Here is a 20556-nt window from a genome sequence, read left to right as displayed (position 1 = left end):
AGAATGGTACTTTTGTTTATGATCGTAGTCATACCTACCCCATGGATATCGAACGATGCCGTAGTCTTTGGGCTTCTGATGACCATTCTCGCGTTGGTCTTTTACACGTCTTCATTGCCTAGCCGGTTTTTCAAACGGTTATACACCGTGCTACCTCCCCTTTTACTCTGCTATTTTATCCCCGGGTTGTTAAACTCCGCGGGGATCATCGACGGAAAAAATTCGGCATTGTACGGTGTAAGTTCCAACTACCTGCTGCCAGCGTGTTTGGTGATGTTTACCCTGAGTCTTAACCTGCCGGAACTTTGGAAACTGCGTAAACAAGCGGGCATCATGTTCGGGGCCACCGTAGTGAGTGTCATGTTGGGTGGGGCTTTTGCCGTATACATCGTTGGATCATTTGCCCCGGAGGTTGTTGGAGGAGAAGGTCCTAATGCCGTGTGGCGCGGACTAGCCACCCTCGCGGGTTCCTGGATCGGCGGGGGAGCCAACCAGGCGGCGTTGTACCGCATTTTCGAACCGTCGCCGGAATTATTTTCCGCCACCATTGCCGTTGACGTGTTTGTGGCGTATGGATATATGGCACTGCTGCTGTTCGGTGCAGGCAAAGCGGATCGAATGAACCGCTTTTTCCGCGCAGACAACCATGCTGTAGAGGAACTGACGGGCAGAATGGAAGCTTACAGCAAAGCCAACACCCGTATTCCGCAGGTAAAAGATTTGATGATCATGCTGGGGTTGGCCTTTGGAACAACCGGAATCGCGCATTTGGTAGGCACTGCTATCGCCGGATGGGTAAAAGCGAATGCTCCCGGGCTGGACAAATTCAGCCTCACGTCCGATTTCTTTTGGATTATCCTAATCGCCACCCTTCTAGGAATTATGCTCTCGGCGACCAAAGCGCGACAATTGGAAGGCGCCGGTGCATCCAAACTGGGAACCGTACTCCTTTACATACTCATTGCCTCCATCGGCATGCAAATGGACATTTTGGCCATACTGGATAACCCCGGACTGTTTTTAGTGGGAATTATCTGGTTGGTATTCCATGTCGCCATCTTAGCCCTTGTCGGCTGGTTGATCCGTGCGCCTTTTTTCTTTTTTGCGGTAGCCAGCATGTCCAACATTGGCGGCGTCGCTTCGGCATCCGCTACTGCTGCCGCGTTCCATCCCTCTTTAGTGTCTGTAGGTGTTATCCTGTCGGTTTGTGCATATGCGGTGGGCACCTATGCCGGTTACTTGTGTGGCATTCTTATGCAATTGGTTTCTCCTTAAGTCAATTTCTCCGTAGGCGGAACGCCGGTCATGACCGGGCGTTCCGCTTTCTTTGTTTAGGTCTTCAGCCTCGTTCGTTCCAACATCATTGCTGCAGATTCAGCCGGATGGGCAAGGTGTATGCCACCCGCACGGATCTGCCGTTTTGTACTCCCGGAGACCATTTGCTGCCCTCTTCTAACACACGGATAGCCGCTTCGCCCGTGCCGTATCCGAGATCTTCCGTCACCTTCATATCGGTAAGACTACCGTCTCTCTCCACGACAAACGAGACCAGCAATTTTCCGTTCACGCCCGCTTCAATGGCTTCCTGCGGATAATCGTAGTTTCGACCGATATATTCCATAAACGCTTTCATACCGCCGGGCGGTGAAGGCTGGATTTCAACGGATTGATACACCTGGTTTTCCGGGACGGGATCCTGAGAAATGGCGTGCTCCCGCTTTGTTGAACTTGGCGCCAGGCGACCCGCGACTTCAGGAGCGTACCCGATGATCGTTACCGAGGGGAGCACCGTATATTCGGCAGGTACGGGCGGCGGCGGTGGTGGCATTTGTTCAGTCATCCCCTCTTTTCCGGAAATACGGAAGTTTATGAATACCAAATATTTTCCAACAGGGGCCGCACTGTCGACGCGATCCGACTGCAATACACCCAGCACCTGTTCCTGCTGACCGTCCCACAGCTCATTCCGGAATTTAATATGCTCGATATGTCCATTTTCGGTTTTTTCAAAGGTAAACGCCAACGTTCCCTGGATTTGCTTAGCGATTGCTTCATTTGCATAAGCGACGTTTCTGCCCAATTGCTCGCTAAATAAGGTAGCATCTTCGGCTACGCCAACCGAGCCATCTCCCCCATCCGCGGCTGATCCGCCCGATAGGGAGGGTTCTCCGTTGCCCGACCGTTGCTGATTACAAGCGTTGGAAAAAAGAACCATTGCTCCAATCAGCGGCAGCAACAACGCATAACGAAGTAAACTGCGTTTGTGGGAATCGTCACGCAACAACATGGCGATACGGTTTTTCAACCAGCGTTTGTTGGAGAAGGTATGGACGAGTGCCAACCGTTCGGCACCCAGGGCCCTCGCCACCAACAGCTCGGCGTAAGCCAGCCGATCACCACCCGCAGTCAAACCGTCTGCAATGTATTCGTGTTGCATCCGGAGCGCCCGTTCGTAGAGGTATACAACCGGATTAAACCAGTTAAACACTTTAATAAGCTGCATGATGACGAGGTCTGCACTGTGCCATTCCCTCGCGTGCACTTTCTCATGGGCCTCGATCTGTTCGTATCCCAACAGGCTTTTGTCGACACGGATCGCACCGAAAAAGGAAAAAGCGGATCCGATCCGGATTGTGCGCAGCCACTGGAACGTCCGCACGATACGCAGCAGAAAAAACAGAAATGCGATCACGCAACCTATTGCATAAACCCCTAACAGCACCTTGTCCCAACCTATGGAGTCGGGACGCGCTGCATCGACCGTGTCACCTTGTATAACAACCACCTCTCCTCCATCGATCAAATACTCCGGATAACCAACGGAATATGCGTACCAAGCGGAAATATCTACCGCTGGCAGAACAAACGCCATTCCCAATCCGGCAAGTAAGTACGCGCGGTTCCACCGGAAAAAGGTCTGCTTACGCAATGCCACCCAATAAAAGGTGAAAAAGACGACCAAGTAAAAGTTGGCTAAGACTAAGTAAAACATAACTACCTCCCTTTTTTCTTCTTTGCTTCCTCCAGCATTTTGAATAGCTCATCTGCATCTTTCAGGTCGAGTTTTTCCTCTTCCACAAAGAACGATAGCATATTCCTTGCTGAATTATCAAAATATCCATACAGAAGCTTACGGGTTGCAAACGTGCGGTATTCTTCTTTCGATACCAGCGGATAATACCGGTGACTTTTGCCGAAAGCTTCATGGTCGACAAAGCCCTTCGTTTCCAGTATCCGAACAATGGTGGATACCGTGTTATAAGCGGGCTTGGGATCCGGCAATTTTTCGATGATGTCTTTGACGAATGCCTTATCTAAATCCCACAATTCCTGCATGATCTGCTCTTCCACACGAGTCAATTCTTTTAGTTCTTTCATTTATCTACCCTCCTTAATTATTTATTACCATATAAATGCTTGCGCGCCAAGCGTCATCTCTGTTATACAAACATAAAACTAATTAATTAGTTTTACAATTAATTTTTTAGTTTTCATTCGGAGGATTCAGAAATATCCCAATCTTTTTACGTTTACATGAACATCGCATCGGGAAATTTATCCGTATTTTGCAAGCAAATAATTGAAGGGAGTACATGAAGATAGGCATCGTATGTTATCCCACCTTCGGTGGAAGTGGCGTAGTAGCAACAGAATTGGGCAAAGCGCTGGCAGCCAATGGACATCAGATCCATTTTATTACCTACAGTCAACCTGCTCGGTTGGATTTCTTTTCCGAGAACCTTTACTATCACGAGGTAACCATATCCAAATATCCGTTGTTCGATTTCCCACCTTATGAATTAGCATTAGCGAGTAAACTGGTGGATGTAGTCCGGTTTGAAAAGCTGGACGTCCTGCATGTACACTACGCCATTCCCCATGCTTCCGCAGCGTTCATGGCTAAGCAGATATTAGCTACCTATGGCATCCACATACCCGTGGTCACTACCTTACACGGCACCGATATCACCCTTGTGGGCAAAGATGCCAGCTACAGTCCCGTCGTAACGTTTTCCATCAACCAATCGGATGGAGTGACCGCCGTATCGAATAATTTAAAGGAAGAAACCCTTAACTATTTCGACGTCAAACGGGAGATACGGGTCATTCCCAACTTCGTTGATCTCAGCCGATTCAGTCTCAAACCCCGCCAGCATTTTAAACAGGCGATCGCCCCGGGTGACGAGCGTATTCTCGTGCACACCTCAAATTTCAGGAAGGTGAAGCGCACCACGGACGTCATCCGTATCTTCAAAAAGGTGCAGGAGAAAATTCCCAGCAAACTGCTGATGGTGGGCGACGGACCTGAACGGACCCACGCCGAACAGTTGTCCCGTGAACTCGGTGTTGACAAAGACATCCGTTTTCTCGGCAAGCAGGATGCCATCGAGGAAATTCTGTCCGTATCGGATCTATTCATTATTCCTTCGGGCTCGGAGAGCTTCGGTCTTGCAGCATTGGAGGCAATGGCGTGCAAGGTACCGGTTATCTCATCCAATACCGGCGGACTGCCGGAATTAAATATAGACGGGATAACGGGCTACCTCAGCGACGTAGGGGATGTAGATTCCATGGCCATGAACGCCATCCACATCCTGGAGGACCGCGACCGTCTGGATCGATTCAAGGAAGCTGCCCTGGAACGGGCCAAAGATTTTCAATTGGCCAACATCATGCCTTTGTATGAGCAGTATTACCAAAAGGTAATATCCGGTAGTTAAAAAAATCTCTTATCTTTGGCGGCTGGAAGTCCCCTTCCCAGACGACAATTTTATGAAGTATAAACGCATCCTACTCAAACTCAGCGGGGAAGCCCTCATGGGCAACCAAAATTACGGAATTGACATCAATCGTGTTACGCAATACGCCAGCGATATCAAAGAAATCCATAGCAAAGGCATGGAAGTGGCCATCGTCATCGGAGGTGGCAACATCTACCGGGGTCTCAGTGCCGAAAAAGCGGGAATGGACCGCGTTCAGGCCGACTACATGGGTATGCTGGCCACGGTCATCAATAGTATGGCGCTGCAGGATGCACTCGAAAAGCTAGCCATCAAAACACGCCTGCTCACCGCTATTAAGATGGAGCAAATCTGTGAACCCTTTATCCGTCGGCGGGCTGTACGCCACCTCGAAAAAGGACGTGTTGTTATTTTCGGGGCAGGTACGGGCAATCCCTATTTTACTACCGATACGGCAGCGTCATTGCGGGCCATTGAAATTAATGCTGATGTGGTATTGAAAGGTACCCGTGTGGACGGCATCTATACAGCAGATCCTCTTAAGGACCCAACGGCTACCCGATTTGACGAAATTACGTTTCAGGATGTTTATAACCGCGGACTCAGCGTAATGGATATGACCGCCTTTACGCTTTGCCAGGAAAACAAACTGCCAATTATCGTCTTCGACATGAACAAGCCCGGTAACCTTTCTCGGCTCGCAGATGGCGAACCCATTGGAACTTTAGTACGAGAATAATTATCTTTGACCAACCATAACGCGTAACCATGGACGAACTAATATCTCTACAACTAGAAGACAGCGCCGAGCAGATGAGAAAGGCGTTGGCGCACACGGAGTCCGAATTGACCAAAATCCGTGCGGGCAAAGCGATGCCTTCCATGCTCGATGGCATTTATGTAGATTACTACGGCACTGCAACGCCATTATCCCAAGTAAGCAACATCAACACACCGGACGCACGGACATTGATCATACAACCCTGGGAGAAAAACCTATTGTCCACCATTGAAAAAGCCATCCTCGAGGCGAATATCGGACTAACTCCTCAAAACGATGGATCAATCATCCGGCTGAATATACCGCCGCTAACCGAAGAACGCCGCCGGGATTTGGTAAAAAAAGTGAAGGAAGAAGCCGAGAAAGGGAAGGTCGCCGTGCGTAACATCCGCAAAGAAGCTAATGACGTTATCAAAAAGCTAAAAAACGACGGGGTATCGGAGGACGAAATTAAAGCGGGGGAAGGCGAGGTCCAGAAGCTGACGGATAAATATATTGCCGACGTGGACAGGCTTGCCGAAATCAAGGAAAAAGATATTATGACGGTTTAAAGCCGCAATCCGAATATGAATTTTAATCCATCGGAGCGCATTTCTCCGATGGATTTTTTGCTTCATATCAACAACCGCTCGGTCGGATCTGCTCCTTGTATGTTTTCCGAAGTTCGTTTATAACTGATTATGCATTTTACCAATATCTTAACGGCGTGTTTGACCGTAAGCTTATTGACGTGCATCCTTAATGAAAAATAAGCTTGCTTTAGGGCCGCCCTCCGGTTGCTATGCTCGTGGTATAACCGGTCGGACAGGGAAGCAAAATATCCTGAAAAATTCCGCTTTGCCTCCTTACGCAGTTTCTGCCGCCGATGTTTAGGCAGGTAATTGTTTATAATATTGATTACTTTTTCAATGTCCTTAATATTTTGCCCCGAAAGAATTGAATTGGTCGTGATGTTTGAGCCATGCACCCGGTAGCGTGCAGAAAACCGGGGAGAGTAAGCAATCGGGTAATGGGCGGCAATACGCACCCACATTTCCCAGTCCTCACCGTAATGTACAGCAAAAAAACTTCCCAAATTTTCGTACACTTCTCGTTTGACCACAATGGCTGGAGGCTGAATCGGGTTCGTGACGGCAATCCGTTCCAGGCAATTTTTAATGATCCCCCGTTCCTCTTGTAAAATTTGTATGGGCCAGGTGTTACGGCTGTCGGAATCGATGTAATCGAATGCCGTAAAGCAGGCGCCTGCTTCTGGGTATTCGTCAAAAAGACTAGCCACTTCCGTGTAAAACCCAGGCGCTATTTTATCATCGCCATGCAAGATGTGCACATATGTCCCCAACGCCCGGTTGATGCAGGACTCGAAATTACGCAAACTTCCCCCATTTTTCTCCTTTTTGCAGTAGCCTACCCGGCCCTTTCCGACCCTACGGACCAATTCCCCCACATCGCCATCGGTACTGCAGTCATCAATGACCTCAATCTGCATCTGGTCTTCAGGAAGCGCTTGCTGCAATACACTTTCCAACGCTTCCTGCAGGTAGCCGATGCAATTATACGCAGGTATCATAACCGACCATAAGGGCCTGGAATCCATTTCAGGAAGTCGCTCAATTTTCGGCGGAGTCTGAGGGGTTCTTTCTGCATTCATTTTCACTTCTTTAAACTGTTCGGTTAGTGTTTCCGTCAACGTTGTTCATCACGGTGGTGTAATACGCATTCCAATTGCTGACTCCCGTGTCAAAAGCGGCACGTTCTTCCGGTGTACGCAAAAAGGGCTTTTGTCTGGCCAGCACCCGTTGCACCCGCTCTTTCATCATCGCGATATCACTACTCAGGCTGTCGCCATGCATCCGGTAGACAGCGACCTTTTGCGTGTGGGATAAAGCCGGAATGTATTGGCATTCAGAACACCCAACCGGTATTTCTTTGAGATGTTTTCGGCTTGAATTAATATATCACTCATGGCACTAAATCGTATCCATCACCCTTACTTCGTTCCGCTTAAAAACAACCAAACCGATGACAAGCAACATGCTAACGCTAATTACTGAAATCAACAAAGAAGACCAAGCTAATGCAGGCGAATTAAAAAAAGCATACCGTATGGTTTCGATAACAGGCGTCAGCGGATTCAGCCAAAACAACCATTTCCACTCATCGGGGATAATCGTACTTGGATACGCCACCGGTGCTGCAAACATAAATAAGCGTAATGCAAACTGGATCACAGTATCCAGGTCCTTATATTTCGCCGTCGCAATGCTAATGATTAATCCAGCACCAAATGCAAATCCCGCACATAACAGCAGGCTGATTGGAAGTAGCAGAATCGCGCGGTTTATGCCGAATTCATAATTAACCATAAAGGCGCCATAAATAATGGCAAATATCAGCAACTGGACCATCATACGGAAGCTACTGGTAAGCACCTGGCTTACTGGCACCGTCAATCTGGGAAAAAAGACCTTGCTAAAGATATGTACATTGTGTTGAAACGTATTCATGGTACCATTCAGACACTCCGAAAAAAAATTCCACATGATAATACCGGGCAGATAAAAAAGGAAGGGCGGAATCTCATCGGTACTGATCCGGGCAACTCGGGAAAAAATCAGCACGTAGGTTACCGTAGTCAACAAAGGTTGTATGATAACCCAAAACGGCCCGATTAAGGTCTGCTGGTAGCTCGCGAGCAAATCCCTTTTGGAAAACCGGAGAATTAAATCCTTGTAGTGAACTAATTCACGGATACCAAACCTAAACCATGGTTGCTTCGTTTTAACCTCCCAATCCCACATTGAATTTTACGCTTTAAATTACTGGTCTATTGGATGATTGTACAACTAGATGTCTAACACGTGACGCAAAAGTATTACGATTTTCAAGTGATTATACAGACATCTACGATAAAATTTAATTACGTAGCATTTTCGCTACATCGTTGTTGGTCCGCCAACTGATCTGACAACTTTGTCAACTGCATTCACAAAAATAAGACGAATTTGCAGGTTGCCGCGATATTTTATATATTCGTAACGGTTGGGTTCCGTCAGATCGTCAGCGCAATGCCCTCGGTATGTTTTTTGTTTGATGGTTTCCAAATGCGAAGAAGCAACAAAAAAGAAACAATAAACGTAAGAAGAAAGATATATGATTAGTTATTGGATTATTTTCGGTGGTATCATGCTGGTTAGCATGATTGTACAATGGCGCTTTAAAAGTAAGTTTAAAAAGTATTCTGAAACACCATTAAGCAGCGGGATGACCGGCCGGGATATAGCAGAAAAAATGTTGCACGACCACGGCATATACGACGTGCAAATTATTTCCGCTCAGGGCCAGCTCAGTGACCACTATAATCCCGCTAATAGAACCGTGAATTTAAGTCCGGAGGTATACAGCGGCCGTAGTGTTGCCGCAGCGGCGGTTGCGGCCCATGAGTGTGGCCACGCAGTACAGCATGCCAAGGCGTATTCCTGGCTCCAATTCCGATCGGCCATGGTGCCTATCGTAAGCGTTGCTTCAAACCTAGTAACCTGGGTTTTGATGATCGGTGTTCTCATGATGGCTTTTGCAAATAACCCCTATGTATTGGCAATCGGGGTGGCGGCTTTGGCCATCACCACATTATTTAGCTTTGTGACATTACCCGTAGAATTCGACGCTTCGAAGCGTGCGTTGGCTTGGCTGGACAACAAAGGCATCACCCACAGTACCGTTGAGCACGATGGTGCGAAGGACGCACTGTGGTGGGCTGCAATGACCTATGTGGTGGCAGCGCTATCGTCGCTGGTGACTTTGCTGTACTATGCCAGCATGCTGTTGGGAAGAAGAGACTAAAAGAATTTCATAGGTACGAGGAGTCCGCCCTGAGCAATTCAAGGGCGGGCTTTTTTATGATAGATTTCGTAGCTTTGCAGCTCATTGACATTTTATTATAGCAACGGACAATGTTTCAGAATTTACAAGATAAGTTAGACAGAGCCTTCAAAGTATTAAAAGGCCAGGGAAATATTACCGAAATCAACGTAGCGGAAACCATGAAGGAAATCCGCAAGGCGTTGCTTGATGCCGACGTAAATTATAAAACGGCCAAAGCATTCACCGATGAGGTGAAACAAAAAGCACTTGGCCAAAATGTACTCACGAGCATCTCCCCCGGTCAGTTGCTCACCAAGATCATGAATGACGAGCTGACCGCGCTGATGGGTGGTTCGGCCTCCGACTTAGAATTGTCCAAAAATCCGACGGTTATTCTCATCGCCGGTCTTAACGGAGCGGGTAAAACCACATTTTCCGGCAAGCTTGCGAAGTACCTAAAAGAGAAACGAGGCAGGAAACCCTTGCTGGTAGCGGGCGACGTGTACCGTCCGGCGGCCATCGACCAATTGGAGGTCCTCGGCCAACAGGTTGACGTGCCAGTATATACCGACCGGGAATCGAAGGATCCCATTGGCATCGCCCAGGCGGGCGTAGCCGAAGCCAAGCACAAAGGATATAACGTCGTTATTGTCGATACCGCTGGCCGTTTAGCCATCGATGAAGCGCTGATGAACGAAATATCGGCCGTAAAAGACGCTACACAGCCGCATGAAATTCTTTTCGTTGTAGATGCGATGACCGGTCAGGACGCCGTAAACACGGCAAAGGCGTTCAACGACCGCCTGGATTTCACTGGTGCAGTGCTTACCAAACTGGATGGCGATACCCGCGGAGGTGCCGCACTTTCCATAAAATCAGTAGTTAACAAGCCGATCAAGTTTATCGGTACGGGTGAAAAGATGGATGCGCTCGACGTATTCCACCCCGATCGGATGGCTTCGCGTATTTTGGGAATGGGCGATGTGGTTTCACTCGTCGAACGGGCACAGCAGCAATTCGATGAGAAAGAAGCCGCAGAATTACAACGTAAAATCCGTAAAAACAAATTCGATTTCAACGATTTCAAAAGCCAAATCCAGCAAATTAAGAAGATGGGCAACATGAAAGACCTTATGGGCATGATTCCCGGTGTTGGTAAGGCCATCAAAGATGTGGATATTGACGATGACGCATTCAAGCCCATTGAAGCGATCATTAATTCAATGACGCCTTATGAACGAGAAAATCCCGATGCTATCGACCAAAAGCGCCGCGCCCGCATTGCCAAGGGTTCAGGCACCGATTTAGTAGAGGTCAATAAACTGATGAAACAGTTTGGCGATATGCGCAAGGTGATGAAACAAATGTCGAATCCGGCAGCCATGGCACGCATGATGCGAGGCATGCCCAAAATGCCGATGGGAAGATAAAAAATCAGTACCTTTGAGTTATGGATGAACCGGGACAGCTAACCGAATTTGGCAAGATACTCCTAATCGGAGTAATGGGTGTCCTGTTGGTGTTGGTTACGCTACTTTTAGGAAAAATCATATCTCCGAAAAATCCCACTCCCGAAAAACTTACTACGTACGAATGCGGTGAAGAACCGGTTGGCAGTTCGTGGATCGCATTCAATCCCCGTTTTTACGTCATTGCTTTGGTATTCCTGTTATTTGACGTAGAAATGATTTTCATTTTTCCATGGGCAACGATCTTCGGTCGCCCCGAATTGATCGCCGTAGACGCCCGCTGGGGTTGGTTTACGCTTGCTGAAATGGCAATTTTCATCGGAATATTGGTCATTGGTTTGATCTATGTATGGAAAAAAGGGGATTTGGAATGGGTAAAATCACATGCCGTGCTCCCTCGGGTGAATGTCAATATCCCTAAGTCGGCTTACGAAAAATTGAACCGCGAACCGTATCCCGTCCGGAAATTCGAACCTTTCGCTACGGAGCCTCAAAAAGGGAACACATCCCAAAACACAGAAAATCAAATCAAAAGACCCGCATTTAAACCTCTGCTCAGAAAACCCGGAGGCACATCGTCATGAATACTAATAAACAACTGGAAAGCAATGGCGTAGTGATTGCCAAATTAGACGACCTGCTCAATTGGGCGCGGCTGTCGTCCATGTGGCCTATGAGCTTCGGGATTGCCTGCTGCGCAATTGAAATGATGGGCGCTATGGCAGCCACGTACGATCTGGATCGTTTCGGCGTATTTCCACGTCCATCGCCCCGGCAATCCGACGTTATGATCATTGCCGGAACGGTGACGTTTAAAATGGCTGACCGTATACGGCGTTTGTATGAGCAGATGCCCGATCCTAAATACGTAATTTCGATGGGGTCATGTGCCAACTGCGGCGGCCCATACTGGCAACATGGCTATCACGTGGTCAAAGGCGTAGACCGCATCATCCCGGTAGATGTTTATGTGCAAGGGTGCCCCCCCAGGCCGGAGGCTCTTATCGGCGCTTTTCTGGAATTGCAGAAAAAGATCGAAACCGAACACATCATCGGTAAAAAATTGCAGTCTGTACAGGCTTAATCGTAAAACAATTTCACATCCGATATATGGCAAAAGATTTTTATGGTGAATTACAGTTAGGTATCCTTGGCGGCGGCCAACTTGGGCGCATGCTGATTCAAGAAGCCATTAATTTCAATGTAAATATCCACATCCTCGACCCCGATAAAAATGCTCCTTGCCGTAACTTATGCAACCGTTTTGTCAACGGGCCGCTGAATGATTTCGATACGGTATATGCGTTCGGCAAGGACCTGGATATGCTGACCATTGAAATCGAAAAGGTCAATGTGGATGCCCTCGAAAAGCTGGAAGAAGAAGGGGTTTTGGTTTATCCGCAATCCCGCATCATTCGCCTGATACAGGATAAAGGGCTACAAAAGCAATTTTTTAAGCAAAATGACATACCTACGGCCCCCTTTCAACTGATTTCATCCAAAGAGAATCTAGCGACAGCTTCCCTTTCGTTACCGTACATCCAAAAACTCCGCAAAGACGGTTATGACGGCCGGGGAGTAAAAAAAATTATTTCCGAATCAGACATCCAAACAGCTTTCGAGGCCCCCAGTCTCATCGAACAATGGATTGATTTCGAGAAGGAGTTAGCGATTATTGTTTCGCGCAATGAGGACGGCGAAATAGCCACCTTTCCATGTGTAGAAATGGAATTTAACCCCGAGGCGAATCTGGTGGAGTTTCTCATATCCCCCTCCACCCTACCTTTTGAAATTCAGCAACGGGCGGATTTACTGGCCAAAAAGATTGCCGAAGACCTACAAATCGTCGGACTGCTGGCCGTGGAGTTATTTCTGACAAAGGAAGGAAAGTTATTGGTGAATGAACTTGCTCCCCGTCCGCATAATAGCGGTCATCAAAGCATAGAAGGCAATTTCACCTCGCAATTTGCGCAGCATTTGCGCGCCCTATTCAACCTTCCTCCAGGCAATACAGCGACACGCACTAATGCGGTAATGGTCAACCTGCTGGGCGAAGCGGGGCACGAGGGATTGGCACGTTACGAAGGCGTCGAAGAAGTTTTGGCCATGGAAGGAGTATATTTGCACCTATATGGAAAAAAATTCACAAAGCCTTTCCGTAAAATGGGCCACGTCTGCGTGATTAATGAAGATCGTGAAGAAGCCATCCGGACGGCGCGAACGGTGCAACAAACAATTAAAGTGGTTACATAAGAGAGGGAGCAGGAGAATTTGAGAACAAGGGAATCTAGGAGCAAGCAGAAAAACTAATAACGAACAAAATGACAACACATGACCTCGCAGAAGTCGGCATCATTATGGGAAGTAAGTCGGATTTACCCGTAATGCAGGATGCCGTGGACATATTGAAACAATTGGGTGCCCGTATTGAAGTAACGATCGTGTCGGCTCACCGTACACCAGATCGTATGTTTCATTATGCTAAAAACGCGGCTTCACGTGGCCTTAAAGTCATCATTGCAGGCGCTGGCGGCGCTGCTCACTTGCCGGGTATGGTAGCCTCCATTACGCATTTACCGGTTATTGGTGTGCCGGTAAAATCTTCTAACTCCATTGACGGCTGGGACTCCGTACTTTCCATACTCCAAATGCCAAATGGCATCCCGGTTGCTACGGTAGCGCTGAATGCGGCCAAAAATGCAGGCATTCTCGCTGCCCAAATGCTAGCACTTTCAAACGAACAACTCGCGCAGAACTTACTGAACTTTAAAGCTGAATTGGCGCAGAAAGTGGAAGAGAGTGCCAAAGAAGTGGAAAATGGGTTGGGTTGACGCCTAACCCATTTACGTCGCATCATACTTTCGGAATTCGATATCCATTGTGGTACTCGGCAGCCAATAGTCTATTCGCTGCTGAACTACTAAACTGTCCTTTCTGCTCATTCCAGTATATTTTTTCCCCGGTTCGGTAAGCGATATTACCCATCTGTGAAAAGATGGCAATATGTGCCCCAGCCGTAACCGGTGCGTTCAACGCTTCCAACTGCCGGGAACGAACTACGTCAATAAAATTCCGGGTATGCATATCCAGCCCGTTGTCTTTACTTTTCTGAAGCGGTACGGCCTCCATCCGTTTACCTTCTGGAATGACTTCCCATCCGCCTCGATCCACGACCAGCGTACCGAAATTACCGATGAAGGCCACGCCGTGATTGCGTCCGTAAGGACCTCCGTCGATGCCGTTGGCATGCTCCCATTGGACGGTGAAGTCATCAAATTCATATACCGTTGTCAGCGTATCCGGTGTTTCAGCAGCATCGTCAGGGTAGGCGAATTTACCACCCGTAGCCATAATCGATTTGGGCGTCGTCGCCTTCATGCCGATCAACGCAAAATCCAGCATATGCACACCCCAATCCGTCATTAACCCTCCTGCATAATCCCAAAACCAGCGGAATTCGAAATGGAAGCGATTCGGGTTAAATGGTCGCATCTTGGCAGGCCCCAACCAGCGGGTATAATCCACGCCCTCAGGCGCTGGTCCGTCGGGTTTGACAGGGATACTTTTCATCCATCCTTGGTAAGCCCACGCTTTGACCAACCGGATTTTACCCAACTTGCCCGAATGCACAAACTCCATTGCATCTCTGAAATGCTGCTGGCTACGCTGCCACTGCCCTACCTGCACCGCTCGATTGTGTTTTGCGGCCGCCGCGACCATGGCGTTGCACTCTGCAATGGAATTTCCCAGAGGTTTTTCCACATATACATCCTTGCCGGCTGCGCAGGCATCCACCATCATCAGGCAATGCCAGTGATCTGGCGTTCCGATAATCACCGCATCCACATTGGGATCAGCCAATAAATCTTCGTGTTTTGCGTATAACTTGGGTGTGATATTACGCGCTTTTAATTCATCCGCTCGCTTATTCAGCACATTGGCATCGACATCGCACAGTGCCGTGCACTGCACATCAGGCACCTTCAACATCGAGTTGAGATTGGCCCATCCCATTCCGTTCGCACCGATCAACCCTACCCGGATTGTCTTTTGTTGCTGCTTTCCGATGGAAAAGGTCCGGGGGAATGCGCTCGCTGCACCAACGGTCGCTGCCAACGTTGTCATTGTGCCCAAAAATTCTCTTCGTGTGGTATTCATCATAATGATTTTATCAATGTTAGTATGTGACTAAGATAGGAAACCGCCGGGGATTCTGCAAAATTGATCCGAGATTTGCTAAGGTCTTCTTCGCCCGCCGTTCGGGTGGCCTTCGGCAGGATACCGAAGGTCGTCGAAGCGTTGTCGAAGGATTCTCGAAGTGTTGTCGAACAATGGTCGAAGCGCGGTCGAACAACTGTCGAACAACTGGCACAGATTGGCACCGTTCTGTGCCAATCTGTGCCATATAGTGCCAAATTGAATCCGGATGATCAATCGATGCATACACGGAACCGCAACGGTAACGCGCTTCAAGCCGGAGCCTGAAACGCGTCGCTACTTTACCCGATCGATTGGACCGGATTGTCAATATCCCGGATTCTGCACCAGTTTATCGTTGCGGTTTATTTCGTCACGGTGGATTGGGATAAAGTACATTTTATCCAGCCACTGTCGGTTCTCAATGCCGGGGTCGATCGTGCCTACGGTATACGTGTAGTCGTAGTTTGCGGGATCATAGCGATATACCGAGACATTGCTACCGGCTTTCAACCGGCCAAGCACACGCATGATGCCTACTTTTCTACCTAAGGTTTCATTGGCGATCATCCACCGGCGAGCATCGTGGAAACGATGTTCTTCGTATACCAGTTCAATGCGCCGTTCGTTCCGATACGCGTCCCGCAGTGCATCTCCCGTTGCGGTGATCGCCGGCATGCCAGCGCGGAAACGAATCCGGTTGAGCCAGTTCAACGCCTCCGCATCCTCACCCAATTCAATACACGCTTCGACGTAGTTCAACACCACCTCGGTAAACCGTAACACCGGCCAAGGTATAAACTGTCTTGTATTCTGGTCGACCACCGCGGGATTGGGATCAATAAACTTTCGCATGTAATAACCCGTATGGCTGCCGTTCCAGTCCTCTACCGGACTGTTTCGGGTATCCAGCCCATAATGGATCACCTTTTTTCCGCCTTGCATGACCTCGTATTGCCCGGTTTGAATCTGATTCACTGGATCGCGGCCTGCTACATCCGTAGTGCGGGGCTTCCAATCGGCACCATCGTATAAAATGGTCGCATAAAAACGCGGATCCCGGTTCGCATACGGCGTCGTTGCGTGTGCCGGATTACCCCAGTCGAAAGCGGTACCATCGGCCATGGGATAATCATCCACCAACTGCTGGATCGGTGTGTTTCCCGCCCAATTATGGTAGCCGTTCGGACCGTTATTCCGGCCTACGTAATTTCCGCCTTCGTCCTTTAAGTCTATGAAGAATCGCCCCAGTATCAAATCCGCCTTGCCGTTGGCAGACACGGCACTACTGCCGCCTGCCATTGAAATCGACAGGTAGTTCTCCGTACCTTCTTCGCGGGTAACCGGCTCGGTCAAATCCATCATATAACCAGGGCCGTAGGTATCCAGTACCGCTTTCGCTGCCTCTTTCGCCCGTTGCCACCGGGAGATCTGGTCGCCACTTGTATACCCTAGATACTCCGGGTTTTCGTATCCACCGATCACCTCGGAGTTTGCAGAAGCCGTAGGAATGTCGTGGAGGTCGCTTGCTGCCTTGGTCAATACGCGGGCTTTCAACGCCAACGCAGCGGCTGAAGAAGCACGGCCGTCCACAGCCGGCGCATCGGTTAGTAAAGCCGCCGCCTGATCACAGTCGGTCACTATAAATTCGACCTGTTCCTCAAAAGTGTTTCGTGCAACGGTGTAATCGTCATCCTCCAATCCGTAAACACGATCGATCAGCGGAACCGCCCCATAATACCTCAACAGCTCGGTGTAGAAAAAAGCGCGTAGAAAAAGGGCTTCCCCTCTCAACCGATCCGCAACACCCGACGAGTTGTCGAATTGCGGCTCCGCCAGATTCTGGATCGCGACGTTGGTTGCGCGGATCCTCCGATAAAGGTTTCCCCAGTTATGCGTTCCCGCGCTGATCTGGCTGTTCCATCCTTGGTCGGCATCGTTTGAGCGGGCTTCGGTAATCACATTGATTCCCCTACCCGGGTGGGTGAACATCGCTTCGTCCGATAACGAGGCCAGCATTTCCTCATCAAAACCACCCTGACCGAAGCCGTTATAAATTTCCGTAACAAAGGCTTCGGCCAATCCGGCATCTTGCCACGTAGCATCCGCAGGCACTTCCTCCAGGGGCCTGGTACTTACGAAATTATCATTGCAGGCCGTCATACAAATCATGATTACCCACAGCGCCTGTACAAGTACTTGATATTTTTTGAATCGTTTCATCTCTTTTTCGGATTAAAATGTAACAGCGATACCGGCATTCAATAAGCGCGCCTGGGGGTAATACTGCCCCGTCTGGTTGATTGATTCGGGATCAAAAACCCCGGTTTTGTCCCACGTCAATAGATTGAATCCGCTTACGTAAACCCGCAGGTTGTTAATACCTGCCGGTTCCATCCATCGATTCGGGAAGGTATAGCCCAGCTCGAGGTTCTTCAACCTAATATAGTCTGTGTTTCGTAGCCAGTAGGTGTTGCCGGATGAATAATATTGGTCGCTCCGGTCGGCTATACGCGGATGCTCGCCACTGGGGGCATCCACACGCCAGCGGTTTTCGTAAAAATCGACCAGAAAGTTGCCGATTGCGCCGGATTCATCGGTACCGACACGCAATTCTCCGCCGGCCGCTCCCTGAAAGAGGATAGTCAGGTCGAATCCTTTATACTGCAACCCGATATTCAGTCCACCCTGAAATGTGGGAATGGTGTTTTTATCACGACGCACGCGATCATCCGACGTTATTTTCCCGTCGTTATCGTAATCGACAAATTTCATGTCGCCCGGCCTAAGTGAATTGGTGACCGCCGAGTAATCGAGGGTATTTGCTGCAATTTCGGCTTCGTCGCGGAATACGCCGTCATAGATGTAATACAACCCCGAGTTGATGGTGCGGCCTGTCGACTGCTGCCATTCCGGTGCACCGGGTGCTTCATCCCAGAAAAGGATCTTATTTTTCGCGTAGCCACCGTTTAAGCCGACATTTAGACTGAGATCGCCAAACTGGTCGGTATAACCAACCGCAAAATCCCAACCACCGTTCTCGACAATGCCGATATTCTCAGCGGGGAGTGTCATGCCTGTTGTCTGGGGGATGGAGGCGTTTCTGCGCCAAAGAATGCTTTCTCGCCGATTCTTAAACCATTCTACCGTGAAGTTGAACTTGCTATCCATCAGTTGCCCGTCAAGGCCTATGTTATAGTTGTTGGCAACCTCCCACGTTACGAACATATTGGGCACCCGGCTTTCGTAGAGCGACTTCACCAACTCGTTGCCGATGACATAGGTTCCGAACCCATATGTCGAAAAGTACTGATATTCCTGCAACGTTTGTTCTCCGTTATTATCGTGGTCGAAATAAATCTGATCATTTCCCATCTGTCCGTATGATCCCCGTAATTTCAGGTAGTTGACAAAAGGTACCCCGTCCTTCCAGAAATCTTCCTCCGAGACCATCCAGCCAGCCATAACACCGGGGAAAAATCCGTATCGGCTGCTTTCAGGAAACATGTAAGAACCGTCGTATCGCCAGAGGAACTCCGCAATGTACTTACTCCGAAAATTATAACCTACCCGTCCGAAATAGTTGAGCCGGGCACGCTCCCAAGCCCCGCCGCCATTATTTTTTTCCGCATCGCCGCCAGCAAACAGGTAATCGATGCTTGTCGAGATAAAGTAGCGCCGGAACGCGTTGAAATTGTCGTTACGGATGGTTTCCCGGTTTACACCAGCCAGCAAGTTCAGTGTGTGATCACCAAAGGTTCGGTCGTAAGTCAATACTCCGCCAAGCAATACATTTAGCTGATCTTCATCCCCCTGGGTCAGCCGCGGATCAGCCGGACCGCGCTCTCCGCGCACCAATAACGGTGTTACTCCGTCGTCTTCATACTCGCCCTGCCAGGTATACAGATACCAGGGGATTTCCCAGCGCTTGGTTTTTTTGATGTATTTGTCTACCGAAGCGGTTCCACTGAACTTGAGTCCTTCGACCCAAGGAATGGTAATATCCACCTGCCCGTTGGTTTGGAAATAATAGCGCTTATCGCGATCGTATCCCGTTTGGTCGGTTGTAATTACCACGGGATTTTCACCATACTCAATATCCGGACCAGGCATGCCATTGGGCCAGAAGGCCGGTTCTGTAGGAATGCCGCGCATCAGCATCCGGAAAATTGTACCGGCCGATTTCGTTGGAAAATGCCGGTCTTCCTGCCTTCCCAGGAGTCCGATTTTCGTACTGACATACTTGTTGATATTGGCATCCAGGTTTATCCGGACATCATATTGCTCATAGCCCGTCGCGGATTGTTTATAATACGCATCCTGATTTTGATAGCCGATGGAAGTCAGGTACTTAATATCTTCCGTACCCCCGCTTACCTGCAGGTTATGCTGCGATTGGGGCGACCAGGTTTTTAGTGCTGCATCATACCAATCGGTATTGGGGTGCCCCCAGGGATCCGACCCATCGGCATACAGGCGCATATCTTCCGGAGAGGCCGGTGCGGTCAACACGGAGCCATCGTTTCGGGTATAGGATCCGGTCTCATTGAACGCCGCTTGGGCGGCCGCCCATTCGTCTACCGGTAGCTTAAAAATCTCAAGCTCGTTGCGCATTTCGGAATACTGTACGGCATCGGCAAGATCCGGAATGACGGTGGGCTGGGAAAACGCCTGATTGAAGGTGTATGAAAGCGACGGCTTACCCGTTTTGCCGCGTTTGGTCGTGATGAGAATCACCCCGTTAGCCGCGCGCGCTCCATAAATCGCTGCCGACGCATCCTTCAATACCGATATGTTATCGATGTCTGCCGGACTGAGCCGCTCGAAGCCCCCTGCGCGGGCTGGAATACCATCGATCACGATCAGCGGTTCGCTGTTTCCCAGCGTATTGGTTCCACGTATCCGGATCGAGGCCCCATCGTATCCCGGCTCGGCACTGGCTTGGGTGGCCACTACTCCCGGTAAACGCCCCGCAAGGGCATTCGATACGTTTACCGTCGGTGACTTCATCAGTTCCGCACTCTTGACGGACGCAACCGATCCGGTAATTGTTTCCCGCCGTTGCGTTCCATACCCCACCACGACCACTTCTTCTAGATCCGACGTGGTCGGCTCCAGAATCACGTCAATCATATTCCGGTTACCGACCGATTCCTCTTTTGTTGTGTAGCCTACCATCGAAAAAACCAGCACGGCATCCGCTGGAACGTTTTCAATTGCATAACGGCCCTCCTCATCGGTGCTCACCCCCTGACTTGTTCCCTTAATGGAAACGCTCACCCCTGCAAGGCGCAATCCATCGGACGAAGCCGTGACCGTGCCGACTACAGTCGACTGCTGTTTCGCTCCGGCATATGAGCTTTCCACGCCCACCACCGGCGGATGGAATGGATGCCCAGCGGCGGGTATCGGTGCGATACCGGCTCCGCTGAGAATCACTCCACCAATCACTGCATTAATAGTGTGTTTGAGATGCATATAAATTGGTTTTTAATTGTTTTAA

19 protein-coding genes are annotated in these 20556 nt (G+C 49.3%); 10 read left to right on the top strand and 9 right to left on the bottom strand.

The annotated features are described in order from the left end of the window. The first annotated feature begins 3 nt into the window (after positions 1-3). Entirely contained in the window at positions 4-1275 is a 1272-nt protein-coding gene (locus ACFQRK_RS13565; protein WP_379007524.1) for a DUF819 domain-containing protein, read from the top strand. Between the two features lie 85 nt (positions 1276-1360). Here ACFQRK_RS13565 and ACFQRK_RS13560 read toward each other — a convergent pair whose 3' ends face one another. Both ACFQRK_RS13560 and ACFQRK_RS13555 read right to left on the bottom strand, forming a co-directional pair. After that, positions 1361-2992 carry an energy transducer TonB gene (locus ACFQRK_RS13560; protein ID WP_379007522.1) on the bottom strand — a complete coding sequence of 544 codons (1632 nt, stop codon included), beginning with the start codon at positions 2990-2992 and terminating at the stop codon, positions 1361-1363. Positions 2993-2994: 2 nt separating this feature from the next. Then, positions 2995-3378, bottom strand: a complete 384-nt coding sequence (locus ACFQRK_RS13555) for a BlaI/MecI/CopY family transcriptional regulator (protein WP_379007520.1) — start codon at positions 3376-3378, stop codon at positions 2995-2997. 215 nt (positions 3379-3593) lie between these two features. Between ACFQRK_RS13555 and bshA the strand changes: the two genes are divergently transcribed. The 3 genes from bshA to frr are packed head-to-tail and all read left to right on the top strand — an operon-like array spanning position 3594 to position 6074. Continuing rightward, complete coding sequence (gene bshA, locus ACFQRK_RS13550) at positions 3594-4721, top strand: N-acetyl-alpha-D-glucosaminyl L-malate synthase BshA (protein WP_379007519.1); 1128 nt, start codon at positions 3594-3596, stop codon at positions 4719-4721. Between the two features lie 52 nt (positions 4722-4773). Further along, positions 4774-5481, top strand: a complete 708-nt coding sequence (gene pyrH / locus ACFQRK_RS13545; RefSeq protein WP_379007517.1) for a UMP kinase — start codon at positions 4774-4776, stop codon at positions 5479-5481. A gap of 29 nt (positions 5482-5510) precedes the next feature. Continuing rightward, complete coding sequence (gene frr, locus ACFQRK_RS13540; RefSeq protein ID WP_379007515.1) at positions 5511-6074, top strand: ribosome recycling factor; 564 nt, start codon at positions 5511-5513, stop codon at positions 6072-6074. A gap of 62 nt (positions 6075-6136) precedes the next feature. On the opposite strand, the gene ACFQRK_RS13535 is transcribed toward frr, so the two are convergent. The 4 genes from ACFQRK_RS13535 to ACFQRK_RS13520 are packed head-to-tail and all read right to left on the bottom strand — an operon-like array spanning position 6137 to position 8324. Beyond that, a complete protein-coding gene (locus ACFQRK_RS13535; RefSeq protein WP_379007513.1) occupies positions 6137-7174 on the bottom strand; it encodes a glycosyltransferase in 1038 nt (345 codons plus the stop codon). A 10-nt stretch (positions 7175-7184) separates the two neighbouring features. Further along, positions 7185-7343: a hypothetical protein gene (locus ACFQRK_RS13530; RefSeq protein ID WP_379007511.1), complete on the bottom strand. Its 159-nt coding sequence runs from the start codon at positions 7341-7343 to the stop codon at positions 7185-7187. A 14-nt stretch (positions 7344-7357) separates the two neighbouring features. Beyond that, positions 7358-7489 (bottom strand): hypothetical protein, encoded by a 132-nt coding sequence (locus ACFQRK_RS13525; protein WP_379007510.1) that lies wholly within the window; start codon positions 7487-7489, stop codon positions 7358-7360. Positions 7490-7493: 4 nt separating this feature from the next. Continuing rightward, a complete protein-coding gene (locus tag ACFQRK_RS13520) occupies positions 7494-8324 on the bottom strand; it encodes an ABC transporter permease (protein WP_379007508.1) in 831 nt (276 codons plus the stop codon). A gap of 352 nt (positions 8325-8676) precedes the next feature. Between ACFQRK_RS13520 and ACFQRK_RS13515 the strand changes: the two genes are divergently transcribed. From ACFQRK_RS13515 to purE, 6 genes are all read left to right on the top strand, one after another. Then, a complete protein-coding gene (locus ACFQRK_RS13515) occupies positions 8677-9366 on the top strand; it encodes a zinc metallopeptidase (protein ID WP_379007506.1) in 690 nt (229 codons plus the stop codon). 110 nt (positions 9367-9476) lie between these two features. Further along, positions 9477-10817 (top strand): signal recognition particle protein, encoded by a 1341-nt coding sequence (ffh, locus tag ACFQRK_RS13510; RefSeq protein WP_379007505.1) that lies wholly within the window; start codon positions 9477-9479, stop codon positions 10815-10817. A 20-nt stretch (positions 10818-10837) separates the two neighbouring features. Continuing rightward, entirely contained in the window at positions 10838-11440 is a 603-nt protein-coding gene (locus ACFQRK_RS13505; RefSeq protein ID WP_379007503.1) for an NADH-quinone oxidoreductase subunit A, read from the top strand. Continuing rightward, positions 11437-11940 carry an NADH-quinone oxidoreductase subunit B gene (locus ACFQRK_RS13500; protein ID WP_379007502.1) on the top strand — a complete coding sequence of 168 codons (504 nt, stop codon included), beginning with the start codon at positions 11437-11439 and terminating at the stop codon, positions 11938-11940. The genes ACFQRK_RS13505 and ACFQRK_RS13500 overlap by 4 nt, the downstream gene beginning before the upstream one ends. Before the next feature lie 26 nt (positions 11941-11966). Then, positions 11967-13109 (top strand): 5-(carboxyamino)imidazole ribonucleotide synthase, encoded by a 1143-nt coding sequence (locus ACFQRK_RS13495; RefSeq protein ID WP_379007501.1) that lies wholly within the window; start codon positions 11967-11969, stop codon positions 13107-13109. 68 nt (positions 13110-13177) lie between these two features. Further along, positions 13178-13687, top strand: coding sequence for a 5-(carboxyamino)imidazole ribonucleotide mutase (gene purE, locus ACFQRK_RS13490; RefSeq protein ID WP_379007500.1), 510 nt, complete (start codon positions 13178-13180; stop codon positions 13685-13687). A gap of 22 nt (positions 13688-13709) precedes the next feature. Here purE and ACFQRK_RS13485 read toward each other — a convergent pair whose 3' ends face one another. From ACFQRK_RS13485 to ACFQRK_RS13475, 3 genes are all read right to left on the bottom strand, one after another. Further along, entirely contained in the window at positions 13710-15017 is a 1308-nt protein-coding gene (locus ACFQRK_RS13485) for a Gfo/Idh/MocA family protein (protein ID WP_379007498.1), read from the bottom strand. A 363-nt stretch (positions 15018-15380) separates the two neighbouring features. Continuing rightward, the gene (locus ACFQRK_RS13480) at positions 15381-17276 is read right to left on the bottom strand and encodes a RagB/SusD family nutrient uptake outer membrane protein (protein ID WP_379007497.1); all 1896 of its coding nucleotides are present in this window, start codon (positions 17274-17276) and stop codon (positions 15381-15383) included. Positions 17277-17288: 12 nt separating this feature from the next. After that, a complete protein-coding gene (locus ACFQRK_RS13475) occupies positions 17289-20531 on the bottom strand; it encodes a SusC/RagA family TonB-linked outer membrane protein (RefSeq protein WP_379007495.1) in 3243 nt (1080 codons plus the stop codon). Positions 20532-20556 lie beyond the last annotated feature (25 nt).

Source organism: Parapedobacter sp. GCM10030251, assembly GCF_042666505.1.
Lineage (GTDB): Bacteria > Bacteroidota > Bacteroidia > Sphingobacteriales > Sphingobacteriaceae > Parapedobacter.
The sequence above is the reverse complement of the archived record's forward strand: the minus strand, read 5'-3'. Positions and strand labels throughout refer to the sequence as shown.